Here is a 22,509-nt window from a genome sequence, read left to right as displayed (position 1 = left end):
GGGGCTGATATGGCGGCAAATCCTCTACTAGGCGGTCTGTCCCGAGAGCTTTTCCAGAATTGCGCAGTCTGGGGACTCATTGCCGGCGCAGCTGTCGGCAAAGGCCCGCAAGGTTGCGCGCATCCCCAGCAGGGTCTGCAACTGCTCTTCGAGCTGCCCGAGTTTGTGATTGACCAGGTCTTTGGTCTCGCGGCTGTGGCGCTCCGGGTTATCCCGCAACCCCAGTAGCGCCCGGACCTCCTCAGTGGTAAAGCCACAGGCCCGCGCGCGGCGCACGAAGCAGAGGGTTTCGACATCGGCAGTAGAGTAATCCCGATAGCCATTAGCAGAGCGGCCGGGCACCACCAGGCCAATATTTTCGTAGTGCCGCAGGGCTTTTGCACTGAGGCCCGAATTCTCTGCGGCCTGGGAAATGTTCACGATTACCCCACTTAAGGTTTCAACTCAGGCACTGTTGTCCCGACAGGCAGCAAACTGATACTGCACTTTCTCGGCGGGGCTATATCCCAGCTCAATTGAGGCATCCAGGGCATCCATACCGATCAGGTGCATCAGGATATCTCCTGTGGGTGCGCCACATACGGCGGGGAACATCCTGTCGGTGCGGACTCCACAGCGGGACTCCTGCACCTTCACCCCATTGTCACTCAACTTGGCCTGGCTCTGCTGAAGAGTCATACCACCCCCTTCACACTGCTTGCTGCCACTGCCGCGGTAAATCCACACCATTTCCCCTGGCCTCATAGTCGCTGCAGGAGGCGTGGGTGCGACTTCGGGCTCCGCCGCGCCGGGTGTGTTCTCAACCTCGTTCTCCATCGCTTTCTCCTCCCTCGACTGGCCGCAAGCCGCCACCGAGATAATCAGGGCCCATACCCATAAGAATGACAACCGTTTTTTCAGCACAGAACATCCTCCATAAAGCGATAAATAGCCGTGTCAGGATAACGCCAACCAGGCTCCCACCGATAGCATCAAAGTACCAGAAATCCGATTAACCAAACGCACATTTTCAGACCGCTCCAGTAGTCGACTCAAGGCCTGGCCACCACTGGCATAGATCAGCAGGCACAACGCCTCCAAAAATAGCAATATCGCTAACAAGACTGAGAGCTGCGGTACCAATGGTTTGGCATCGTTAATAAATGGCGGTAATAACGCAATAAAAAACGCCCAGCCCTTGGGGTTGGCCACAGCAGTGACAAACCCCTGTAGCGCCAGCGCTCTTCGCGATGGTCGGCCGACGTCGACTGCATCACCCTGATCCATCAGAGCCAGCTGCCCCCGGGAGCGCCACATCTGCACGCCTATCCAGGCCAAATAGGCGGCCCCGCAGTATTTGAACAGCTGAAATAAAGTCGGATACTGAACCATCAATACCGCAGCACCGAGTGCAGAGGTAATCGCCACCGACGCAACACCGATCAACTCTCCCACCATCATCCACAGAGTCTGGCGCACGCCCAGGGTAATTCCCAGACTCAGTGATAGCATCATGCAGAGCCCCGGTGTGACCGAGGCAAAGAAGCTTGCGGGAACAAAGAGTGCCAGTGTCGATAATTCCATTGATATTCCTAGTGGTGAGTACCGCTGTGGTTGCCGTAATGACTGACCAGCATCCCCGCCAGCATCAAACCACAACCAATTAACTCCGTGGTATTGAGCATTTCATTGAGGAATAGCCAGCCCGCCGCCAGGGCAAAAACTGCCTCCAAGCTCATAATTACGGTAGCGTGAGAAGGCGCGGCGTAGCGTTGGGCCAAGAGCTGGAAAGTAAACGCCAGTGCCGTGGAGAAAATCATCATATAGGCGATAGGCCAAGCCGCATCGATCGCCGATTGCAGTGTCGCCTCTTCGGTAAATAGCGAAGCTACGGCGGACAAAAGGCCACACACCAGGAACTGGATACAGGCGAGTCGCAAAGCGTCGTAGCGTTTTACCAATCGATCCGCCGTCAACACCTGGATGGCAAAAACAAATGCACTGGCAAATACCATTAAGTCGCCCACCAGCTGGGATTCTTCACTGAAGTCCGCCAACCAATAGAGACCGAACAAAGCGAGACCAATTCCCATCCAGGTCCAGCGATTGGTTTTATGCCCCAGGGACAAACCGATTACAGGCACCAGCAGTAAATAAAAACCGGTAATAAATCCAGCGCGGCCGGCAGTGGTATACAGCAGGCTCACCTGTTGCAGTGCCGCGCCTAGAAACAGCCAAAAACCCAACAGTGCGCCACCGGGCAGGCAGGCCCGCCAGGTGTGATTCACCGATTGCCCTTCGGCTTCACCGGGCTGGGCATCGCGACGGGAGGACAACCAGTAAACGATGGGGATCAGGATTAAACCGCCGAGAATAAAACGCCATGCGTTAAATGCCAGCGGCTCAATATCCGCCATGGCAATCTTTTGTGGCACAAAGGCAACGCCCCAGAAGAGAGCGGCTAATAACAGTAGGACTTCGGCCTGGACTTGTTTACGTTTCACTACTTTTTACTTCCAAACAACTTGGGAGCTGTTGCAAAAAACTCCGTGTTTTTCCCAACAGCCAAATACAAAGTGCGCCCTATACCGCTTCTAACAGGCTCACCATTAATTGCAGGGATTCCCGCCCGCGAAATTCATTAACATCGAGCTTAAAAGCCAAGCGCACTCTTTCCGTGGGCTGCGGCCACTGCTCGGTGTCCACATTAAAAGCAATAGCATCCAGCGCCAGTTGCGGCGCCTGGGGCGGCGCCACCACCATTTTTAAATGGCGCTCGCCGACGATGCGCTGTTGCAGCAACAGGAATTCACCGTCGAATACCGGCTCTGGAAACGCCTGTCCCCAGGGCGCACAAGCGCGCAACATGGCTGCCGTGTGCAAAGTGTAATCCCCAGATTCCAACTCACCGTCAGAGTCGATAACCGCGTGCAGCTGGTTTTCATTCAGGCGGTTGCGCACCACCTGCTCAAAAGCCTTGCGGAAAGCCTCCAGGTTTTCCTGGGGTAAGCTCAGCCCCGCCGCCATGGCGTGGCCACCGAACTTGCTGATCAGGTCCGGGTGAGAGGCGGCTACGTCACTCAGGGCATCGCGAATATGCAGCCCGGGAATCGAACGCGCAGAGCCCTTCACGAGGCCGTTATCACCCTCAGCAAATGCGATCACCGGGCGGTGGAATTTCTCTTTGATGCGGCTGGCCAAAATACCCACCACACCTTGATGCCAGTTGGCATCGTACAGACACAAACTCCAGGGAATTTCGCCCTCCAGGCGCAACTCATCCAGGGCCGCCATTGCCTCCCGCTGCATCCCCTGCTCGATCGCTTTGCGATCCCGGTTCAGGACGTCCAGCTCGCCGGCCAGCTCCCGCGCTTCACTGGGATCGCGGGTGAGCAGGCAGCGGATACCGGTGCCGATATCGTCGAGACGACCAGCCGCATTAATTCGCGGCCCCAAAATAAAACCAATATCTGTGGTAGAGAGCCTGCGCTGGTCGCGCCCGGCAACCTCCATCAGGGCGGCAATACCGGGCCGGCAGCGGCCGGCGCGGATACGGGCGATGCCCTGGTGAACCAGAATCCGGTTGTTGTGATCCAGCGGGACCAGGTCGGCCACAGTACCCAAGGCGACCAAATCCAGGTATTCGGCCATATTGGGCGGGGCAATACCGCTCTGCTCAAACCACCCACTCTGCTGTAGGGCCGTGCGCAAACGGCTGAGCAGATAAAAGATCACCCCCACCCCAGCGAGGTTCTTGCTGGGAAAGTCACAGTCCGGCTGGTTCGGGTTTACGATGGCATCCGCCTGCGGCAGCTCACTGCCGGGCAGGTGGTGATCCGTCACAATCACTTTCATACCAGCAGCTTTTGCCGCTGCCACGCCCTCGATACTGCTGATACCGTTATCTACGGTGATCAGCAGATCGGGCTGATAACCTTTGGCTACCTCGACAATTTCTGGAGTCAGCCCGTAGCCGAAGTCAAAGCGGTTCGGCACCAGGTACTCCACCCCCGGCGCGCCCATTGCACCCAGGGCCAACACCCCCAAGGTGCTGCTGGTGGCTCCATCCGCATCGAAATCCCCCACGATAAGGATTTTCTTTTGCCCGTGGATAGCATCCACCAGCAAGGCAACGGCAGCCTCCAGCCCTCGCATACTCTGCGGGCTCTGTAATTGAGAGAGACTGTGATCCAGCGCTTCTTCGCTGACAATTCCCCGCCCCAACAGGACACGCTGCAATATTTTTGGTGTTTCAGAAGCAAAACGGCCAGTAGACAAATCCACTGGCCGCCGCTGAATTTTTGTACTCAATGTATTTCTCAGCAAACAAATAGCTAATCGGTTGCCGCTTATTACACGACAGCGTGCCGATTAACTGCCTTCTGACAGCATCGTCGCCATATAGTCGTGTACCTGGGACAAGTTATTGGGCAATACCTTGAAGCGCTCCTCCCGCTGCCAGAGATCCTGCATATGAGTCGGCAGGGGAATCTCTTTTTCTGGCAGGGCCTGGGCCACGGCATCAGGGAATTTTGCCGGGTGTGCGGTAGATAAGCAAACCATGGGCTGTTCGGTGGAGTGACGTACCTGTCGTGCGGCTTCAACCCCGATAGCTGTATGCGGATCGAGCAGATATTCGCAGGAGCTGAAGGTCTCGCCAATCACTTCAACCGTGCGCTTATCATCCACCCGGCTGGAGGAGAAAACTTCCCTCGCTTTGCCCAGGGCCGATTCACTCAAATGCATGGGCTGGCTGCGATCCGCGAGCAATTCAGCAACCGTCGCACCATCGCGACCGTAGAGATCAAACAGCAATCGCTCAAAGTTGCTCGACACCATAATATCCATACTGGGAGACAAGCTGTGCACCAGTGGTTTGGGAGTGTGGTCATTGCCGCTGATGCAACGATGCAGAATATCGTTGGCATTGGTCGCAATTACCAGTTGGTCGATAGGCAATCCCATCTGCCTCGCCAGATAACCGGCAAAAATATCGCCAAAATTACCGGTGGGCACGGAGAAGTTAACGGTTTTATCCGGCGCCCCCAGGCGCAGGGCGGCATAAAAGTAATAGACGATCTGCGCCATAATCCGCGCCCAGTTAATGGAGTTAACCGCTACCAGGCGGCGTCCATCGGGCAGGAATGATTGATCGGCAAAACTCGCTTTCACCATATTCTGGCAATCGTCGAAATTACCTTCGAGAGCGATATTAAATACGTTATCCGACTGCACTGTGGTCATCTGGCGTCGCTGGACTTCAGACACACGGTTATGGGGGTGCAGAATAAAAATATCGATATTGTCGCAATGGCGGCAACCTTCGATCGCGGCCGAACCGGTATCACCAGAAGTTGCTCCCATTACCACCACTCTTTCACCGCGCTTTTTCAGCAGGTGATCAAAAAGTTGACCGAGGAACTGCAAGGCAAAATCTTTAAATGCCAGGGTGGGCCCGTGAAACAACTCGAGCACCCACTCATTCGTGTCCGTCTGCACCAGCGGGGCAATAGCCTTGTGGCGGAAGTGCTTGTAGGAACGTCCGATAATACCGCTCAGCTCTTCATCACTGAGATCATCCCCCACAAACGGCTGGATAATGCGAAAGGCCAGCTGCTCGTAATCGAGCCCCGCCATAGAGGCAATTTCCTCGCGAGAAAACTTCGGCAAAGTCTCGGGAACATAGAGGCCTCCATCGCTGGCAAGACCTGTTAGTACGGTATCGGCGAAGGAGAGAGACGGCGCGCTGCCGCGTGTGCTGACAAATTTCACAGTATTTCTTGGCTCTTATCGCTGGCTGGGGAGTTTATTGATTGGGGGCACCGAGCCCGGGGTTATGTCACTCGGCGCCCGCGAGGTTTATCCGAGGCTCTCGACACGAATCCTGACGACTTCACCTTCGACCGTTTCCAACGCCTCTATTTGTGCAACCGCTTGGCGGAGGCTGGCTTCATCGGCTCGGCTGGTCAAAATCACCACCGGGACAAGTGCTTCACCTTCAACCGGTTCGTGCTGGATCAGAGCCTCGATGCTGATGCCCTGATCACTGCAAATGGTGGCCACCTGAGACATAACACCGGGCTTGTCGTGGGCAGCGATACGCAGGTAATAACTGGTAATAACATCTTCTTCCGGCAGAACCTGGGTTCCCCCTTGGTTCGCAAGAGCGACACCCGCTGCCGGCACTCTGTGCTCCGGCTTGGCCTCAAGAGTGCGGGCCACATCAACAAGATCGGCAATCACTGCCGATGCCGTGGCTTCATCGCCCGCACCAGCGCCGTAATACAGGGTTGGTCCCACAGCATCGCCGCTGACCAGCACCGCATTCATAACGCCGTTTACGTTGGCGATCAGGCGGCGCTGGGGGATTAAGGTCGGGTGCACCCGCAACTCCACGCCCTTGTCGGTGCGACGCGCAATCCCCAGATGCTTGATACGGTATCCCAGCTCATCGGCGTAGCGAATATCTTCACTACAGATCCGGCTGATGCCTTCGGTGTACACCTTGTCAAAAGCGAGCGGCATAGCAAATGCCAGGGAAGCCATAATCACCAGCTTGTGGGCAGCATCGATACCTTCCACATCAAAAGTGGGGTCCGCTTCTGCATATCCTAATGCTTGGGCCTGGGCCAGAGCTTCATCGAAACTGCGCCCTTTTTCCCGCATCTCAGTGAGGATGTAATTGCCGGTGCCATTAATAATTCCGGCGAGCCACTGCACCTGGTTGCCCACCAATCCTTCGCGCAGGGATTTAATAATAGGAATACCGCCAGCTACTGCCGCCTCATAGGCAATGGTGACATTGTGCTTTGCGGCCAGCTCAAACAGCTCGTTGCCGTGTTCGGCAATCAACGCCTTGTTAGCGGTGACAACATGCTTGCCATTTTCAATCGCTGTGCGCACCAGCTCCTTGGCTACCGTAGTACCACCGATAAGCTCCACCAAAATATCCACGTTGGGATTATTGGCGACATCGAAAATTTCCCGGGTAACGTTTATCTGGCTGGTATCACAGTGTGCGTTATCGCGGCGCGCACCTATTTGTTCAATGACCAGGGCGCGACCGCAACGGGCTGCAATTTCCCGCCCATTGCGCGCCAATACATTCACCGTTCCACTGCCGACAGTACCCAGGCCACAGATACCGATCCGCACGGCACGGGGTGCCTTTTTTACAACCACCTGAGCCTCCGCCTCCGCAGTCTCTTCCACTGTTGCGCTCACAATGTTCCTCCGCGCAACTATAGGGGCAGCGAACCAGACCGGGATCTAACCCCGATTACATAGAAAGTGCCACCACAGGAAGCCGCGCAATAAATGCAAATAAAATTGACAAAAGATCATCAACCTTACCGAGCGGAACGTAAAAAAGTCAATATAATTGCGCCATAAAGGCACCGCTTCCAGCTAGAGTAGAGTCGAAACTTCTGTCACCCAAAATCACCTCTTGAAACCAACAGCGTCCTCAGTAGATGCTATAGAAGCATCTACTAGCATCAGGTAACAGCAACCTGCGAAATTGCATCCACCGCGCCTTTGCACAAAATAGGGGCGTACTGAATCCGGACTCAGATAGTGGTCGAGTAATGAAGAAAACCCTTATCCTTTATACAGGCGGAACCCTGGGAATGCGCCGAAGCGAATCGGGCTATGTGCCTGACGCCGACCTGGAAGGCGCACTGGGCCGCCTCTTACAAGATGTTATCGGCCAGCTTCCACAATACGATTTCCAGGCACTCGACCCACTGCTGGATAGCGCCAATATGCGACCAAAGGACTGGTATCACATTGCCAGCCTGATACGCGACAACTATAGCCAGTACTCAGGCTTTTTGGTGCTGCACGGCACCGACACCATGGCCTACACCGCCTCAGCACTGTCCTTTGCCCTGCAAGGCATAGAAAAGCCCGTCGTCGTCACCGGTTCCCAGATTCCCTTGCGGGAGATGCGCAGCGACGCCTACAACAACTTAATTGCGGCGCTATTATTAAGCGGCTCCGACGATATCAGGGAGGTTTGCCTCTACTTCAACGGCAAACTTTTACGCGGCAACCGTGCAGTAAAGGTCAGCTCTGGCTCACTGGATGCTTTTAGCAGCCCCAATTACCCCAGCCTCGGGGAAGTGGGTATCCAGGTCAATATCGACCACAACGCCCTGCTGGTGCCCACCGGTGAACCGCAGTTCCAGATCCCCGCAGACGCCAATGGCGGAGTGATTTTACTGAAACTATTCCCCGGTATATCTCCCTCACTGATTGAGAAAATTTTAGAGAGCCGCCCCAAGGGCCTGATTATTGAAACATACGGCACCGGCAATGCACCAACTGACGACAGCGCATTTACCGAGCAGCTTGAGAAGGCCTCAAAGCTCGGCACTATTTGTGTAGCAGTGTCCCAGTGTTTGGAGCACCAGGTGGATCTGGGTAAATACGCTGCGGGCTCCGCACTGCTTGATGCCGGTGTTATAGGTGGTCTGGATATGACCAGCGAAGCCTGTTTTGTAAAACTCAACCACCTGTTGGCAATGGGCTATTCAGATATGGAAATTAAAACCCTATTACAGCGCCCGTTGTGCGGTGAGTGCAATCACCCCAACTGATAAAAACTGAAACTATTGGCGAAGCCATATGGCTTCGCCTTTAAAAAGGGATCGAGTGATTAACAGGGATTGAAGGGATAACCTCTATCCAGAAGCAAAATACCGATGAGCAACGATTTTTCGCAAAACCTCCGCCTTCTGTGCAGCTTCTACCCATCCATAGCCGAGGTGTGCCGGCGAATTGGGGTGAACCGTGCCCAGTTCAATAAATATCTCAACGGTAACACTCAACCCTCCCAGTATACCCTGGGAAAGATATGTCATTTTTTTGGCGTAGAGCCCCATGAAATCGTGATGCCTCACGAGCAATTCAGCCAAATTGTTCGCGTGCGCAACGCGCCCCTCTCCGACAGCCTCCCCGCCAGGCCCTACAATCGCGATATTGATATTCTGATGCGGGAGTCCCAGGGGCGGGCCGATAAATATTTAGGCTTCTATTTCGAGTACCACTACTCCATGACCTTCTCCGACCATATTATTCGCAGCCTGCTGCATATTGAGTCGGATGGTGATGGGTATTATTTTCAGCGCTTCGAACGTATGCGCTACCCGGATAGGGATGAGTGGTATAAATCCCGCTATAAAGGCATGCTGCTCTTTCTTGCCGATCGTATTTTTTTGATCGGCTATGAATCCTTGACTCACAATGAAATCGCACAAACTATTTTATACCCTACTTATAAAAGCCGAGTCAGCTATCTATCCGGATTAAAGCTGGGAGCATCCGCCAGTGACAGGCGTGAGCCAGTCTGCACAAAAGTAGTTCTCGAATCTCTCGGTCGCAACATCAGCATAAAAAATGCACTGAAATTATGTGGTGTTTTTGGTCCTGAGTCCGAAGAGATCAACAAAAATATTCGCGAGAATATTCGCGCAACCTCTACAGAGGGGCCGCAGAGTTTCTTTGCGACACCACTCTAAAAATACTTCCCAATTAATTGCTAAATTACCCCAACACGAGGCTTGCGGGAGGTGGGGATATTACCCCACCCCACACAGGCCCATACGATGAAGAGAAGAGAAACTGATGACCAACGATTTCCACACACTCAAACCAATGCCGGTTTTTAGTGCAGGTGCAGAAACCCGCTTGGAGAAAGACTTATTGGGTGAGCGCGAAGTACCGGCCGATGTCTATTTTGGCATTCAAACTTTGCGCGCTTTGGAAAACTTCCAGATTACCGGAATTACCCTGAATCACTTCCCCAATCTGGTAAAAGCACTGGCGATGGTAAAAAAAGCTGCAGCCAGCGCCAATGGACAGCTCGGCTACCTGGAGCCCAAACTGCAAGATGCCATTGCCACTGCTTGTGACGAGATTATCGATGGCAAACTGCACGATCAATTTTTGGTAGATATGATTCAGGGCGGCGCCGGCACTTCTACCAATATGAATGCCAATGAGGTGATTGCCAACCGCGCACTGGAATTACTCGGTCACAACAAAGCCGAGTACAAAAAAGTACACCCCAACAACCATGTAAACCTGTCGCAATCTACCAATGATGTTTATCCAACCTCGATAAACCTGGCCATTCTGCTCAGCTACAGCGACCTGGTTCAGTCCATGGAGAGCTTGTGCGTTGAGTTCGACAAGAAGGCCAAAGAGTTTGCCTCAGTAATTAAAATGGGGCGCACCCAGCTGCAAGATGCGGTACCCATGACCCTGGGCCAGGAGTTTGCCGCCTTCGCCGCCACTGTGCGCGAAGATGTCGACAGAGTTAAGGAGCTGGTCGCTCTATTCAAAGAGATCAACATGGGTGGTACCGCAATCGGCACCGGCATTAATACGGACCCGGAATATCGCCAGCTGGTTGTTAACGCGCTGTCAGAAATTTCCGGCATCGATTTTGTCTGCGCAGAAAACCTGGTGGAAGCCACTTCCGACATGGGCGCCTTCGTGATGTTCTCCGGTGTCATGAAACGCATCGCCGTTAAGATCTCGAAAATTTGCAGCGATTTACGCCTGATTTCCAGCGGCCCTCGCGCTGGCCTCAATGAAATTAACCTGCCGCCGATGCAACCCGGCTCATCCATTATGCCCGGCAAGGTCAACCCGGTTATTCCCGAAGTGGTTAACCAGGTTGCCTACCAGGTGATCGGCAACGACCTCACGATTACCCTGGCTGCTGAATCCGGCCAGTTGCAGCTCAATGTAATGGAGCCAGTGATCGCCTTTAACCTGCTACAGTCCATGCGCCTGATGACCCAAGCCATGACCACGCTTGCGGATCGTTGTGTGAGCGGCATCACTGCCAACGAAGAGCACTGCCTGCAACTGGTTGAGAACAGCATCGGCCTGATTACTGCGGTAAACCCGTTTATTGGCTATGAAAATGCCACCCGCATCGCCAAGCAGGCACTAATTACCGGTGCCAGTGTGAAGCAGTTAATCCTTGATGAGGGGTTACTGAGTGAGGAGGAACTGAACGATATCCTCGCGCCGGAGAATATGACCCAGCCGAGAAAGGTAGAAATTAAAAACCCTGCTTAAAAACAAAAACCGGCGACCTCTCGGTTGCCGGTTTTTTTAGCTATCAGCCGGGCTTAGATTCCCAGCTCTTTAAGCAGGCGATCCGGTGGTAAGTAACCGGGAACAACCCGACCATCTTCCATCACGATAGTTGGTGTACCGCGCACATCGATAGCCTCGTTGCCCAACTTGTATTGAGCTGCCACCGGGTTTGTCTTACAGACATCCAAAGGCACGTTTTCACGGTTCTTAAGTGCAGTCAGCGTCTTGTTGCTATCTTCCGCACACCATGCAGTTGCCAGTTTGCGATATCCCAGGGAATTCAGACCACCGCGCGGGAACGCCAGGTAGCGCACTTCGATACCGCGCTTGTTCAACTCGGGCACATCCTGGTGCAGCTTGCGGCAGTAACCGCAGTCCACATCGGTAAATACATAAACGCTTGCCTTGGTTTCACCTTTCGGGGAGAAGACAATCATATCCTCTGTATCAAGGGCGCCCATCACCGCAGCGCGGCGCGTCGCTCTACGCTGCTCGGAAAGGTTGGCAACACCGCCAGCCTTCACCTGGTAGAGATCGCCATAAACAAAGTGATTGCCATCAGCAGAGACGAACAGGGTCGTGTTGCCGTCATCGACATCCACTTCGTAAAGCCCTTCAATAGGACTCTCCCGCACCTCTCCATAGGTTGCTTTGGGATTACTCGCCTCAAGGCGTGTCTTAATGGTTTTAACCACGTTGGTATCGACTTCTGCCAACGCTGCAGAGCCCACCAGACTGAGTAGCGCGCCAGCGATTGCCAGCGGCTTCTTGATAAGCGTCATTACCAATTGCTCCTTAAATTCTCATTGGGCTTCGACTTAATCATCGGCCTTCAGTTCCAGCCAGTATGGCAGCTCTTTGCCGCTGCGAACCTAATTGGCACGTTTTAACATATCCAGTTACCTTGGACTACGCAAAACACCGCAAGACGTGAGCGCTTTAGCGAAATTGACTGTATCCCCGCGCCAGGGCAAGCCCGTGTCCATTTATGTCAGTTAAGGCAAGCAGACCCAATCTGGGACACCAAATATGCTGCTCGTAACCCACATACAAAAAAGGCCGAAGCGTACGCTTCGGCCTTTTTCTGCGATCAAGGAGAGCTTAGTTGAGCTTCTCTTTGATACGTGCAGCTTTACCGGTCAGGCTGCGGAGGTAGTACAGCTTGGCCTGACGCACGTCACCGCGACGCTTAACCTTGAGGCTGTCAACCATCGGGCTGTGAGTCTGGAAAGTACGCTCAACGCCAACACCGTGGGAAATTTTACGCACGGTGAAGGAGGAGTTCAGACCACGGTTGCGCTTACCGATAACCACGCCTTCGAACGCCTGCAGACGCTCACGGTTGCCCTCTTTTACTTTTACCTGAACGATTACAGTGTCGCCCGGTGCGAAGGGAGGTACTTCGCTCTTCAGCTGTTCCTGCTCCAGCTGCTGGATAATTTTGTTAGTCATTTGGATCGCTCCCAAATACAGATTGTGTAGCTTCTCAGCTAGTTCACCGAACTACTCGCGCCTCCCGGCGAATTCGGCCTCAATTTTCTTCGAGCTTCTGTTCCCGCTGGATCTCATCCAGCAACAACTTCTGCTCATCGCTCAGCTCCAACCCTTGCAATAAGTCCGGGCGTCGCTGTTGCGTGCGCGCCAATGCCTGTTTCAGGCGCCAGCGGCGTATTCTTTCATGGTTGCCGGAAAGCAAAACTTCCGGTACCGCTACTCCCCGATATTGTTCCGGTCGGGTGTAGTGTGGGCAGTCCAGCAGGCCAGAGGAGAAAGAGTCCTCAACCGCCGATTGGTTGTGTCCAAGTGCGCCGGGAATCAAGCGGGTAATAGCATCCACCATCACCATAGCAGCCAGTTCGCCACCGCTGAGGACATAGTCACCAACGGACCACTCCTCGTCGATCATAGATTCGACGATACGCTCATCCACACCTTCGTAGCGCCCCGCCAACAACACCAGGTTGCCAGCTGCAGACAGCTGCTCCACTCCACCCTGATCGAGTTGTCGACCCTGAGGAGACATGTAGATACTGCGTACAGATTCACCATCCTCACCAGCCCAAGCTCGAGCAGCCCCGAGAGCCTGGTAAAGGGGCTCAGCTAACATCACCATTCCCGGTCCGCCGCCGTAAGGGCGATCGTCCACAGTCCGGTGCCTGTCACTGGTAAAGTCCCGAGGATTCCAACAGCGAACTTCTAAAAGGCCATCTTTCACAGCCCGTCCACTGACGCCATACTCGGTCAATGCGGCAAACATTTCCGGAAAAATGCTTACCAGAGCGATTCGTTTTGTCATCGCTCCTACGCCTTAAAAAGCCGGGTCCCAGTCGACGGTTATTACACCGACTTCCAGGTCAATATTGGTAATAAACTGATCAGGTAGATAGGGAATCAAGCGCTCGCGCTTATCCGCTCCACCGCGCACCACCATTACATCGTTGGCGCCAGTTTCCATCATGCGAGCAACGGTACCAAAGTCGTGATCTTCGCCATCGAAATGGCTGACAACCTTTAACCCTTCGAGCTGGTGCCAGTAATACTCACCATGCTCAAGCTCAGGCATCAGTTCACGAGCTACAGCAATATCGCGCTGGCAAAGTCGAGCCGCCAAATCGCGGTCATCAATGCCTTTCACATGCACAATCAAGCCCTTGCCGTGACGCTTACCAGCGTCAATTTCGAGAGCTTCCCAACCTTTCGGCCCCTGCAAGCGCCAATTAGGGAACTGCAGGATGTTGTCCATCGGCTCGGTATAGGAGTGAACCTTGACCCAGCCGCGCACACCATAAACGGTAGTAACGCGCCCAACCGTGACCAACTCTTCGGAAGGTTTTCCGTTATCTGTCACAGGAGCACCACTTACGCGCAAATTAAGCAGATTCTTTCAGAAGCTTGCCGACGCGGTCAGAAACCTGTGCGCCACGACCCAGCCAGAAATCAACACGCTCGCGATCAACACGCAGACGCTCTTCCTGACCACGGGCAACCGGGTTGAAGAAACCAACACGCTCAATAAAACGACCGTCGCGAGATTTGCGGCTGTCGGTAACGGTCAGATGATAAAACGGGCGCTTTTTAGCACCACCACGGGCCAAACGAATGGTTACCATGTAACTTTCCTATAGGTTCAACACTAGGCAACCGCACTAAGCAGTCACCACAACAACTTTTTACCGGCAGCAGGGCCGGCAGAAAGGCGGCGTATTCTAATGTACCACCCCAGATTTGTATAGGGTCGCCAAGCCGCCCGGAGAACCGTGGTTCTCTACTTCTTTTTGAGGCCCGGTGGCAGGCCTCCGGGCATACCGCCCATACCGCCAGGCATACCACCGCCCATACCGGGCAGACCGCCGAGGCCGCGCATCATTTTACCCATGCCGCCGCCTTTGAGCTTCTTCATCATCTTGCCCATCTGCTTGTGCTGCTTGAGCAGGCGATTCAAGTCCTGCAGCTGGGTGCCTGAACCGGCAACGATGCGGCGCTTGCGCGAACCGTTAAGAAGGTCAGGATTGCGGCGTTCGGCCGGCGTCATGGAGGAAATCAGGGCATCCATACGCTTAAATTCTTTACCCATATCGGCCTGTTGCGCAGCCTGCGCTACACCGCCCATGCCGGGCATTTTCTCCAACAGGGAGCCAAAGCCACCCATGTTTTGCATTTGCTGCAGCTGATCGCGCAGGTCTTCCAGGTCAAAGCCTTTACCCTTCTGGACCTTCTTAACCAGCTTTTCGGCTTTCTCTTTATCAATCTTCTGCTCTGCTTCTTCAATCAGAGACAGAATGTCACCCATACCCAGGATACGGGAGGCAATACGATCCGGGTGGAAGGTTTCCAGGGCGTCGGTCTTTTCACCAACACCGATAAACTTAATTGGCTTGCCAGTGACGTGACGCACGGAGAGAGCGGCACCACCACGGGCATCGCCATCGGCCTTGGTGAGAATCACACCGGTCAGCGGCAGTGCATCATTAAAGGCACTTGCGGTATTTACCGCATCCTGACCGATCATTGCGTCGATCACGAACAGGGTTTCCGCCGGGTCCAACTCACTGTGCAGCTCACGGATCTCATCCATCAGCTCGGAGTCCACATGCAGTCGACCAGCAGTATCCACAATCAGCACATCGGCAAATTGTTTGCGGGCAGCGTCCACAGCACCCTTGGCAATATCCAGCGGTTTCTGCTCAGCTGTAGAGGGGTAAAACTGTGCCCCCACTTCACCGGCCAGGGTCTCCAGCTGTTTAATAGCGGCGGGGCGGTAGACATCCGCACTCACCACCATGACTTTTTTCTTTTCACGCTCCTGCAGGTATTTGGCCAGTTTGGCCACACTGGTGGTTTTACCAGCGCCCTGGAGGCCCGCCATCAGGATTACCGCCGGAGGTTGTACGGCGAGGTTGAGAGGCTCTGCAGCCGCACCCATCACCTTAACCAGCTCATCCTGAACAATCTTGACGAACTGCTGACCCGGGTTGAGAGCCTTGCTAACCTTCTGTCCTACCGCAGCGGTGCGCACTTGCTGAACAAATGCCTTAACCACTGGCAGAGCGACATCCGCCTCCAACAGCGCCTTGCGCACTTCGCGCAAAGTATCGCGGATATTGTCATCCGTAAGGCGCGCTTTACCGGTAACTTTCTTTAAGGCCGCCGATAAGCGGTCACTCAGGTTATCGAACATAAATTCGTCTCGATCTCTCCGTTTACGGACTCAACCCCAGTGCGGAGGGGCGCGAAATTAGGGGGGAGCAAACTGCAACTCCCTCTCTGAGGCGCGGCAGTATAGCCCAGGTCTCGCCACAGCCGAAATATCGCAAGTCTTCCTTGTTTCAACTGGCTATGACACACTCCTGCCCTAACGCAATAATGAAGACACGGATTTACCCATGGCGGCTTTCGCCCACTGGACAGCTATCGCTCTCTACCTGGCCACAACCATAGTTGCAGGTGCGGCTCTAGCCCAAAAACAACAGCCGAATTCCAAACTGCTTCTCAGCCTTTTGGCGGGTGCACTTGTCACCCACGGAATATCCCTGGGACACGTTCTCTTTTCACCCGAAGGCTATCGCTTCGACCTGCTGGCAATGCTCTCGCTGATTTCCTGGGTAGTTAACTTTCTATTATTGATCCTGGCCGTTGGCCGGCCACTTACTCTACTTATTCTTATTTTCGCACCAGTGGGAGCCGCCACTGAATTTGCTGCATCCCATATTTGGGGCACCGTAACGCCACATCAACAGATCTCTGCCGGCATTGCGGTACATGCTCTACTGTCTATTTCTGCCTATTCGCTGCTGACCCTGGCTACCCTTCAGGCGATCTATCTCTATTACCTTAACCAGCAACTGCACAACCACAGGCCGGTAGGCGCCACCCGTCTTCTGCCACCATTGCAGAGCATGGAGTCACTGCTGTTTGGCCTGATCACTTTCGGGCAACTACTGCTCACCGCCTCCCTGCTGACCGGTTTCGTCTTTGTTGGCAATTTGTTTGAAGAGGGGCCAATACACAAAACCATCCTCTCTATGGTCGCCTGGGTTCTCTACACCATACTCCTATGGGGACACTGGAGGTTGGGCTGGAGAGGCAATACCGCTGTGCGTTGGACCTTAAGCGCTTTCGCCGCCCTACTACTTGCCTATTTTGGTAGTAAGCTGGTTATGGAAGTCATTCTCCAGCGCGGGTAATCGAATATACGACTGCAAAGCTTGCGGAGGTCGGCAATATGTTCCAATATCTCCGCTTGGAAATAAAAAGAGTTCTCCCTTGAACGAGATGCCCACGGGCCTGCTATTCGGTTTGCTGGCCCTATTGATACTGATATCCGCCTTCTTCTCCAGCTCCGAAACCAGCATGATGGCGCTTAACCGCTATCGTCTGCGGCACCAAGCCAAAAGCGGGCACCGCGGGGCAAAGCGCGCCACCGAGCTACTCGCACGCCCGGACAAGCTGATCGGCTCAATTCTAATCGGCAACAATCTCGTTAACGTTCTTGTATCCGTAATCGCCGGCTCGGTATTCGCGCAAATTTACGGAGAAATACTCACCACCATAGTCTTAACTCTTGCCCTACTGATTTTTGCTGAGGTCACACCAAAGACTATTGCCGCTCTACACCCGGAAAAAATTGCTTTCCCCGCCTCATTTATTTTGCGCCCGCTGCAGTGGTTGCTCACTCCCCTGGTGCTGTTGATTGGTGGCATATCCAACGGCCTGGCGCGTATGCTGGGAGTCGAAACAAAAGCGAATAGCGAAGCGGAACACCTGGCCCCCGAAGAACTCCGAACCGTTGTATTCGAATCAGGCGCCCTGCTTCCCAGCAAGCACAAAGGCATGTTGCTCAACGTGCTGGACCTGGACCAAGCAACCGTTGAAGACATCATGATTCCGCGCAATGAAGTCATGGGCGTTGACCTGGAGAACAGCGCCGAAGAGATCCTGCAGCAGCTAGCGGAAAGTTCCTACACTCGCCTCCCCGTATATCGCGGTGACATCAATCGAGTAGTAGGCATACTTCACCTGCGAAAAGCGGCGCAAATACTGCGTGACGGACCGGATAATTTAACGGCAGAGCGGCTCAACTCCTTCACCGATGAGCCTTACTTCGTACCCGAGGCAACACCACTCCCCACACTGCTGATGAACTTCCAGAAAACCAAGCGCCGCATGGGGCTAGTAGTTGATGAGTACGGAGAGGTAATGGGTATCGTTACCCTGGAAGATCTGCTGGAGGAAATTGTCGGCGACTTCACCGCAAGTCCAGTACCCAGCGATGACGAGGAGATAGTCGCCATAGAAGATGGCTGGTACATGATCGAGGGCGGCACTTCTATTCGCGATATTAATCGCACCCTGGGCTGGGAACTGCCCACTGACGGGCCGAAAACCTTTAACGGCCTGGCAATGGAACACCTGGAGAGCATCCCCGACGGCAATATCAGCCTATACATCCTCAATTACCTGGTGGAAATTGAGGAGGTCTCAGACAAGATGATTACCCGGGCCAGAATCAAGCGAATCGACAAGTAACGCTACAGCCGTTAATCACTCAACCTCTTCTAGCAAGCGCCTTACCGGTGCAAAGCTGGTGCGGTGTATTGGAGTGGGACCCTGCAACTGTAAAGCTTCCATATGCGCCTTGGTGGGATACCCTTTATGACCTGCAAGGCCGTAACCGGGATATTCGGAGTCCAGCGCTACCATTTCCCTATCACGGGTCACCTTAGCCAAAATAGATGCCGCCCCAATTGCAGCGACACGACCATCGCCCTTTACAACGGTATCGCAAGGGTAATCCCAGTTCGGTTTTTTATTGCCATCCACCAACACAAATTCGGGCTGCACGGATAGCTGCGCAACTGCACGATGCATCGCTAGTAAGCTTGCCTGCAAAATATTTAGCTGGTCAATTTCCTCAACTGTTGCACGAGCTATGGAGTAACTGAGCGCTCGCTCACAAATCTCATCAAACAATTGCTCGCGCTTTTTTTCAGTCAGCTTTTTGGAGTCGGCAAGCCCGGCAATTGGCTTGTTAGGATCAAGAATCACGGCTGCGGCAACCACATCACCAGCTAAGGGGCCGCGCCCAACCTCATCGACACCTGCAATCAAATCACCCTTGAAAGGGCAAACATAGGGGAGCAATTCCGTTTTACTACTCATAACTTACTACTCGGCAGATTCAGGCTTAGCTTCCAGTAGCCCCACCACGGCATCGGCAGCCCGCTCAGAAGCATTGCGTCTCAACTGTTGATGCATTTCGAAAAACTCGCGCTCTAAATGATCCCCAAGAAGCGGATCTTCAAAGTACTGCATCACCGCCGCACCAAGATTCTCAGGAATAGCATCATTCTGCAAAATTTCCGGCACCAGTTCTTTTTGGGCTAGTAAATTTGGTAGCGAAACCCATGGGGTATGCAACATCCGCGAGACAATCATAGACGTCAATCTGCCCAGCTTGTAGGTAACGACCATGGGCTTTTTAAGCAGCATTGCTTCAAGGGTCGCCGTACCCGATGCAATGAGCACACAGTCTGCCGCAGAAACGGCCCGTCTCGATTGCCCCTCAAGTAAAGTAATAGGGAGTTCAGGGTAATCTTTTAGCTGCTCTTGAATCTCATCCATACGCTGCTTGTTGGCAGCGGGAATAACAAATTTAATATCCGAGTGACGCTGGTGGCACCATCGGGCCGTCTGCAGAAACAAAGGCCCCAACATACGAACCTCACCTCCACGACTGCCAGGCAAAAGGGCAATTACCCGGTCGCCTTTCTCAAAGCCCAATGCTTTGCGTTCACCGGCGACATCCACTTGCAGGGGAATTTCATCAGCCAAAGGGTGGCCAACAAAGGTCACCGGTACTTGGTTATCTCGGTAGAAATTCGCTTCAAATGGAAGCAGGGTCAACATGTGGTAGACAGCCCGCGCAATCTTTTTAATTCGACCCTGCCGCCAGGCCCAAACCGAAGGACTGACATAATGGACGGTGGGGATACCCTCAGCCTTGAGCGCAGCCTCAAGAGTCAATGTAAAGTCCGGGGAATCTATACCAATAAATAGATCGGGCGGGTTATCAGTAAAGTGGCGACGGAGAGATCTGCGGATTTTCAACAGTTCTGGAAGGCGCTTCAAAGGCTCTACCAGCCCCATTACCGACAGCCGCTCCATAGGAAATAAACTTTTAGCACCCAGTTCCAGCATGCGCGGCCCGGCAATCCCCTCAAACTCTACATTGGGAAGCCGAGTTTTCAATGCGGCCATCAAACCAGAACCGAGGATATCTCCTGACGCCTCACCGACAACGATACCAATTCGTATCGGCTTATTTTTCTCTGACACGCCTAAATCCCTCCTCTTGGGGAGCTGTTTACGTTGGAATTAAATGGGAGTTGCATAAAGTGCAATCGGAGCCGCACGAAACAGCTCCAAAGAGAAGTGAATTAGCGAACAATGCCGCGGGTGGAAGATTGCAAAGACTCTATCCACGGCTGAATAACTGGAGATTGTTCGCGCAACTCCATCAAGGCCTGCAGCGCCTCTTGCATAGTAAGACCGCGACGATAAACGGTCTTGTAAGCTTTATTGATCAGGGCAATATCTTCCCTAGAAAAGCCCCGTCTGCGCAGCCCTTCTGAGTTAATGGTCTTTGCTTCGGCAGGGTTTCCGGCGACCATAACATAAGCAGGAACGTCTTTACCGATAGCAGCGCCCATTCCCAGGAAAGCATGCTCTCCCACAGTACAATTCTGGTGAACCAAACTATAACCACTCAGAATCGCCCAGTCCTTAACAACAACATGACCGGCCAAACCACAGTTATTCACCATAATAGTGTGATTACCAACAACACTATCGTGGCCAATATGGGCATAGGCCATGATCAGGTTTTCGTCACCAATGGTGGTCTCACCTCGATCCTGAACGGTACCACGGTGGATCGTAACCCCCTCGCGAATCACGTTATTGTCGCCAATAACGAGTGTCGTCTCTTCACCGCGATACTTTTTGTCCGGGGTATCCTGCCCTACGGAAGCAAACTGGTAGATTCGGTTGTTCTTCCCCAGTTTGGTCGGCCCACTAAGCACCACATGAGAGGCAATATCACAGCCATCACCTATCTCTACGCCGGCTCCAACAATGGTGTAAGCACCAATACTCACCCCGGAACCAATTACTGCCGTAGAGTCGACAATAGCTGTAGGGTGGATACTTGTCTGCATTCTGGGATCTACTCCTCGGCATTAATCGTACTGGGTAACCTGTACCCTTAAAAACAAAGGCTACCCGGAAAATCCTGAATCTAACTCTCCAGCGAGCTTTACAGAATTACTGAACCTTTTTGACGGCACATAGGATATCAACAGAAGCTGCCAGCTCGCCATCAACACTGGCTTTACAAGCGAATTTCCAGATATTTCTGCGAACAGATACCGCTTCAGACTCGAGCTCAAGGCGATCACCTGGGATCACCTGACGCTTAAAGCGCGCCTTATCAACCCCACCGAACAGATACAGATATCCATCTTCCGGTTTTTTGCCAAACGTTTTAAAGCCGAGGATTCCCGAGACCTGAGCCAGGGCTTCAACAATCATCACTCCCGGGAAAATAGGCATTTCCGGAAAGTGGCCATTAAAAACTTCTTCATTTCCAGAAATGTTTTTATAGCCTTTTATATACTTCCCTTCTTCGAGTTCTACTACACGATCCACCAACAAAAAAGGATAACGGTGCGGCAGATACTCGCGAATTTCACGTACATCCATCATTCCAAATGCCCCCAGAAACCACTTCGGGGCGTAAAACGCCCCGAAAACAACAAAGCCAAATTAATTAATAACTAAAGTTCAATCGTCTGTCCCACTCTTTTGGGACAGTGCCTGAACCTGTTTTTCCAAATCTTTCAATCTGCGCGCCATTTGATCCAACTGACCAAAACGCACAGCATTACGACGCCAGGTAGAACTATCGGCAAAGGATAGCGCTCCAGAGTAGCTACCAGTATCCTTTATCGACTTAGTAACAAACGTGTTACCCGACACCTGACTGCCATCTGCAATCGTTATGTGCCCGTTAATACGGCTACAGCCACCGAGAAGACAATGCTTCCCTATCTCAGCACTACCGGCAATTACGGCACACCCGGCTATGGCCGTGTAGTCACCAATCTTCACATTGTGCGCGATTTGGACCAGATTGTCGATCTTGACTCCTCGCCCAATCACCGTATCACCCAAAGCTCCACGGTCTATACAGGTATTGGCTCCAATTTCCACATCTTCGCCAATTTGCACTCCACCAAGCTGGTGAATTTTCACCCAGCTGCCTTTATTAGGCGCAAACCCGAAGCCATCGGCTCCAATAACCGTCTGGCTGTGAATAATACCGTGTGCACCGATAGAGCAGTTATGATGAAAAACAACGCCGGCATACAGGCGTGTTCCTGCACCGACTAAACTGCCCTCGCCAACATAGCAGTTAGCACCAACAATCGCTCCAGGCTCCAATTTTGCGTAGGCCTCGACCACAGAGCCGGGCCCCACACTGACACCAGCACCAATCTCTGCCGTGGGGTGAACTACTGCAGAGGGGTGAATACCAATAGGTGCTTCAGGAGTTGTATCGAACAGGGCTGTTGCTCGAGCAAAGGCCAAGTAGGGGTCCGCAACACATAAAGCCGTTACCGGGCACTCTTCAGCAAACTCTTCCGATACCAGCACTGCGGCAGCTTTGGTCGTTTTCAGAAAGCGTCGATAATTAGGGCTTGCAAGGAAAGCCAAGTGCTCTGCACCGGCATCCTGCAGTGTATTTAAACCCTGAACTTTTTGATTGGAATCTGAACCGGGCGCCAACCGCAAGTCGGCCCCCAGCTCTTGCGCCAACTGGGCAAGAGAAAAGCTATCTTTCATATAAGACTATCG

General features: G+C 53.2%; 23 protein-coding genes. 5 read left to right on the top strand and 18 right to left on the bottom strand.

Features of this window, described 5'->3' with window-relative positions; all coding sequences use genetic code 11:
• Positions 1-27: 27 nt before the first annotated feature.
• The 7 genes from ACYX4J_RS05750 to ACYX4J_RS05720 form a co-directional block, all read right to left on the bottom strand.
• The gene (locus ACYX4J_RS05750) at positions 28-420 is read right to left on the bottom strand and encodes a MerR family transcriptional regulator (RefSeq protein WP_444893197.1); all 393 of its coding nucleotides are present in this window, start codon (positions 418-420) and stop codon (positions 28-30) included.
• A gap of 24 nt (positions 421-444) precedes the next feature.
• A complete protein-coding gene (locus ACYX4J_RS05745; protein WP_444933817.1) occupies positions 445-903 on the bottom strand; it encodes a hypothetical protein in 459 nt (152 codons plus the stop codon).
• A gap of 33 nt (positions 904-936) precedes the next feature.
• A complete protein-coding gene (locus ACYX4J_RS05740) occupies positions 937-1,563 on the bottom strand; it encodes a LysE family translocator (RefSeq protein ID WP_445361378.1) in 627 nt (208 codons plus the stop codon).
• A gap of 8 nt (positions 1,564-1,571) precedes the next feature.
• A complete protein-coding gene (locus ACYX4J_RS05735; protein ID WP_444893194.1) occupies positions 1,572-2,483 on the bottom strand; it encodes a DMT family transporter in 912 nt (303 codons plus the stop codon).
• A gap of 79 nt (positions 2,484-2,562) precedes the next feature.
• Entirely contained in the window at positions 2,563-4,290 is a 1,728-nt protein-coding gene (gene recJ, locus ACYX4J_RS05730; RefSeq protein WP_476178064.1) for a single-stranded-DNA-specific exonuclease RecJ, read from the bottom strand.
• Between the two features lie 60 nt (positions 4,291-4,350).
• Positions 4,351-5,751 (bottom strand): threonine synthase, encoded by a 1,401-nt coding sequence (gene thrC / locus ACYX4J_RS05725; protein WP_445358741.1) that lies wholly within the window; start codon positions 5,749-5,751, stop codon positions 4,351-4,353.
• Positions 5,752-5,838: 87 nt separating this feature from the next.
• Entirely contained in the window at positions 5,839-7,161 is a 1,323-nt protein-coding gene (locus ACYX4J_RS05720) for a homoserine dehydrogenase (RefSeq protein ID WP_444898218.1), read from the bottom strand.
• Between the two features lie 404 nt (positions 7,162-7,565).
• On the opposite strand from ACYX4J_RS05720, the gene ACYX4J_RS05715 reads away from it, so the two are divergent.
• From ACYX4J_RS05715 to aspA, 3 genes are all read left to right on the top strand, one after another.
• Positions 7,566-8,579 (top strand): asparaginase, encoded by a 1,014-nt coding sequence (locus tag ACYX4J_RS05715; protein WP_476178063.1) that lies wholly within the window; start codon positions 7,566-7,568, stop codon positions 8,577-8,579.
• 105 nt (positions 8,580-8,684) lie between these two features.
• Positions 8,685-9,500, top strand: a complete 816-nt coding sequence (locus ACYX4J_RS05710; RefSeq protein ID WP_476178062.1) for a helix-turn-helix domain-containing protein — start codon at positions 8,685-8,687, stop codon at positions 9,498-9,500.
• Positions 9,501-9,606: 106 nt separating this feature from the next.
• Entirely contained in the window at positions 9,607-11,073 is a 1,467-nt protein-coding gene (gene aspA / locus ACYX4J_RS05705) for an aspartate ammonia-lyase (RefSeq protein ID WP_444907653.1), read from the top strand.
• Between the two features lie 53 nt (positions 11,074-11,126).
• Here aspA and ACYX4J_RS05700 read toward each other — a convergent pair whose 3' ends face one another.
• The 6 genes from ACYX4J_RS05700 to ffh all read right to left on the bottom strand — a co-directional run bounded on the left by ACYX4J_RS05700 (position 11,127) and on the right by ffh (position 15,772).
• Positions 11,127-11,876: a DsbC family protein gene (locus tag ACYX4J_RS05700; protein WP_282933659.1), complete on the bottom strand. Its 750-nt coding sequence runs from the start codon at positions 11,874-11,876 to the stop codon at positions 11,127-11,129.
• A gap of 319 nt (positions 11,877-12,195) precedes the next feature.
• Entirely contained in the window at positions 12,196-12,552 is a 357-nt protein-coding gene (gene rplS / locus ACYX4J_RS05695; protein WP_282934563.1) for a 50S ribosomal protein L19, read from the bottom strand.
• A 73-nt stretch (positions 12,553-12,625) separates the two neighbouring features.
• A complete protein-coding gene (trmD, locus tag ACYX4J_RS05690) occupies positions 12,626-13,390 on the bottom strand; it encodes a tRNA (guanosine(37)-N1)-methyltransferase TrmD (RefSeq protein ID WP_476178061.1) in 765 nt (254 codons plus the stop codon).
• A 12-nt stretch (positions 13,391-13,402) separates the two neighbouring features.
• Positions 13,403-13,942 carry a ribosome maturation factor RimM gene (gene rimM / locus ACYX4J_RS05685; protein WP_108735295.1) on the bottom strand — a complete coding sequence of 180 codons (540 nt, stop codon included), beginning with the start codon at positions 13,940-13,942 and terminating at the stop codon, positions 13,403-13,405.
• 22 nt (positions 13,943-13,964) lie between these two features.
• On the bottom strand, positions 13,965-14,204 hold the full coding sequence (rpsP, locus tag ACYX4J_RS05680; protein ID WP_108733998.1) for a 30S ribosomal protein S16: 240 nt from the start codon (positions 14,202-14,204) through the stop codon (positions 13,965-13,967).
• Between the two features lie 155 nt (positions 14,205-14,359).
• A complete protein-coding gene (gene ffh, locus ACYX4J_RS05675) occupies positions 14,360-15,772 on the bottom strand; it encodes a signal recognition particle protein (protein WP_444893186.1) in 1,413 nt (470 codons plus the stop codon).
• A 205-nt stretch (positions 15,773-15,977) separates the two neighbouring features.
• Between ffh and ACYX4J_RS05670 the strand changes: the two genes are divergently transcribed.
• Positions 15,978-16,778, top strand: coding sequence for a cytochrome C assembly family protein (locus ACYX4J_RS05670; RefSeq protein WP_413662808.1), 801 nt, complete (start codon positions 15,978-15,980; stop codon positions 16,776-16,778).
• Positions 16,779-16,857: 79 nt separating this feature from the next.
• Positions 16,858-18,120 (top strand): HlyC/CorC family transporter, encoded by a 1,263-nt coding sequence (locus ACYX4J_RS05665; protein ID WP_444911251.1) that lies wholly within the window; start codon positions 16,858-16,860, stop codon positions 18,118-18,120.
• 15 nt (positions 18,121-18,135) lie between these two features.
• On the opposite strand, the gene rnhB is transcribed toward ACYX4J_RS05665, so the two are convergent.
• The 5 genes from rnhB to lpxD all read right to left on the bottom strand — a co-directional run bounded on the left by rnhB (position 18,136) and on the right by lpxD (position 22,497).
• The gene (rnhB, locus tag ACYX4J_RS05660) at positions 18,136-18,753 is read right to left on the bottom strand and encodes a ribonuclease HII (protein WP_476178060.1); all 618 of its coding nucleotides are present in this window, start codon (positions 18,751-18,753) and stop codon (positions 18,136-18,138) included.
• 6 nt (positions 18,754-18,759) lie between these two features.
• Complete coding sequence (gene lpxB, locus ACYX4J_RS05655; protein ID WP_476178059.1) at positions 18,760-19,929, bottom strand: lipid-A-disaccharide synthase; 1,170 nt, start codon at positions 19,927-19,929, stop codon at positions 18,760-18,762.
• Between the two features lie 101 nt (positions 19,930-20,030).
• Positions 20,031-20,810, bottom strand: coding sequence for an acyl-ACP--UDP-N-acetylglucosamine O-acyltransferase (gene lpxA / locus ACYX4J_RS05650; protein WP_444896539.1), 780 nt, complete (start codon positions 20,808-20,810; stop codon positions 20,031-20,033).
• Positions 20,811-20,916: 106 nt separating this feature from the next.
• Positions 20,917-21,357, bottom strand: coding sequence for a 3-hydroxyacyl-ACP dehydratase FabZ (gene fabZ, locus ACYX4J_RS05645; protein WP_108734005.1), 441 nt, complete (start codon positions 21,355-21,357; stop codon positions 20,917-20,919).
• Between the two features lie 78 nt (positions 21,358-21,435).
• On the bottom strand, positions 21,436-22,497 hold the full coding sequence (gene lpxD, locus ACYX4J_RS05640) for a UDP-3-O-(3-hydroxymyristoyl)glucosamine N-acyltransferase (RefSeq protein WP_476178058.1): 1,062 nt from the start codon (positions 22,495-22,497) through the stop codon (positions 21,436-21,438).
• Between the last annotated feature and the right edge of the window lie 12 nt (positions 22,498-22,509).

This window comes from Microbulbifer sp. ABM4_008 (assembly GCF_056311705.1).
The sequence above is the reverse complement of the archived record's forward strand: the minus strand, read 5'-3'. Positions and strand labels throughout refer to the sequence as shown.

Coding starts and splice junctions, on each gene's coding strand:
- lpxA (WP_444896539.1), bottom strand. CDS start 20,810: ATGCAGACAAGTATCCACCCTACAGCTATTGTCGACTCTACGGCAGTA.
- fabZ (WP_108734005.1), bottom strand. CDS start 21,357: ATGATGGATGTACGTGAAATTCGCGAGTATCTGCCGCACCGTTATCCT.
- ACYX4J_RS05670 (WP_413662808.1), top strand. CDS start 15,978: ATGGCGGCTTTCGCCCACTGGACAGCTATCGCTCTCTACCTGGCCACA.
- trmD (WP_476178061.1), bottom strand. CDS start 13,390: ATGACAAAACGAATCGCTCTGGTAAGCATTTTTCCGGAAATGTTTGCC.
- aspA (WP_444907653.1), top strand. CDS start 9,607: ATGACCAACGATTTCCACACACTCAAACCAATGCCGGTTTTTAGTGCA.
- ACYX4J_RS05715 (WP_476178063.1), top strand. CDS start 7,566: ATGAAGAAAACCCTTATCCTTTATACAGGCGGAACCCTGGGAATGCGC.
- rpsP (WP_108733998.1), bottom strand. CDS start 14,204: ATGGTAACCATTCGTTTGGCCCGTGGTGGTGCTAAAAAGCGCCCGTTT.
- lpxD (WP_476178058.1), bottom strand. CDS start 22,497: ATGAAAGATAGCTTTTCTCTTGCCCAGTTGGCGCAAGAGCTGGGGGCC.
- ACYX4J_RS05710 (WP_476178062.1), top strand. CDS start 8,685: ATGAGCAACGATTTTTCGCAAAACCTCCGCCTTCTGTGCAGCTTCTAC.
- ffh (WP_444893186.1), bottom strand. CDS start 15,772: ATGTTCGATAACCTGAGTGACCGCTTATCGGCGGCCTTAAAGAAAGTT.
- ACYX4J_RS05700 (WP_282933659.1), bottom strand. CDS start 11,876: ATGACGCTTATCAAGAAGCCGCTGGCAATCGCTGGCGCGCTACTCAGT.
- ACYX4J_RS05740 (WP_445361378.1), bottom strand. CDS start 1,563: ATGGAATTATCGACACTGGCACTCTTTGTTCCCGCAAGCTTCTTTGCC.
- rnhB (WP_476178060.1), bottom strand. CDS start 18,753: ATGAGTAGTAAAACGGAATTGCTCCCCTATGTTTGCCCTTTCAAGGGT.